This is a genomic window from Flavobacterium sp. RSP49, assembly GCF_003968735.1.
Taxonomy (GTDB): Bacteria; Bacteroidota; Bacteroidia; order Flavobacteriales; family Flavobacteriaceae; genus Flavobacterium.
In genome coordinates this window covers 1-1,277 of record NZ_RYDN01000069.1, presented here as the reverse complement: position 1 = coordinate 1,277, position 1,277 = coordinate 1, and the positions used below count along the sequence as shown (strand labels likewise).

The window sequence follows — 1,277 nt, the reverse complement described above, 5'->3', positions numbered from 1 at the left end:
ACGGACGTACAATCGGTTCCGTTCAACCCGGGTTTCATTGTTCGTGCTACGCACGCAACGAATCCCTAGCTGTTGTGCACAGTTATTACTTCAATATTAGTTCTATTATAAATCCGATTAAAGCACTAAAGGCATTGATTGACAAACCAATTAATATAGTAAAAAATAATCCTTTTAGAATCTTCTTGTTATCTGCCTTTACTTCTGCGAATCTATTTTTATCGCCTTTAGTAAATTCAAACATTGGATTTCTTTTCAATTTGTTTATTTGCTTATTCATCATCCTGCTAGATAAAAGTTGACCTGATTTATAAAACAAATAAAATATTCCAATTGAAAGAGTGAGGAAAAAGAACATTTTTTGGTTTATATCTTTCGGCAGTATTTCAATTTCATATTTCATACTTATACTAAATAAGTAATTAAGAAAGATTATAGCAGAAGTTAAGAAGGAGAAAACTATTAGGTTTTGAAATTTTACTTCGTGTTTTAAAATAAATTTAATTAGTTTATGTTCGTTGCTATTTTTTGGAAGAGCATCATACCATTCACTTACAATAGTTTTTAATTGATTACATATTTGAGCATTAATAAAATCTATTTTACAAGACATTTGTGATTGCGCTTCTTCAAGTTCATACTCGTCACCACCTTGAAAAACTACTTGAATCATTTCACTAGGTCTTAAACTATTTCCAATTCTAACTCTCATAGTATGAGTTTGTGGTACATTATGAAATTGATTTTGAAACAATAGGTTAAAATCCCATTCCATTGTAATGTACTTTGTTCTTGCAGATATATTCCAGTCCGTATTTTTAAATTCATTCCAACTTCCGAATGTTTTAATTTCTTTATTTTCTAAGCCAATATTTACGTTTACAATATCTGTGATCAATTTATGAAGTTCTAAAACTTTGTAAATTTTATCATTTAATTCCAAAACATCTGGGAATGAAAATTGTTTGAATTCTGTGAATAATTTTATATCAGTATCTCTTTTACCTTTTATTAAGTAATATAAAGATTGGAAGTTCTTGATTTGTGATTCATCAATAATTACTATTTCATCAGTTGATTGTTGAGATACAGTATCTTTCATATGTCTGTTTTTTTTATAATTGTGTACAACTAGTTTATAACATCAACAAGTAACGCTTTTTTTTAAAGATTTACCATATTGCAAACTAAATATTCTAGTTTGTGGATATTCCGCTGCAAAGTGCACCACGATTCCGCTGCAAAGTACACCACCCATTCCGCTGCAAAGTACACCA

At 29.1% G+C, this 1,277-nt stretch carries 1 protein-coding gene; it reads right to left on the bottom strand.

Annotated elements, in window-relative coordinates; all coding sequences use genetic code 11:
* Nucleotides 1–85: 85 nt before the first annotated feature.
* A complete protein-coding gene (locus EKM02_RS14685) occupies nt 86–1,102 on the bottom strand; it encodes a hypothetical protein (protein WP_126456431.1) in 1,017 nt (338 codons plus the stop codon).
* Nucleotides 1,103–1,277 lie beyond the last annotated feature (175 nt).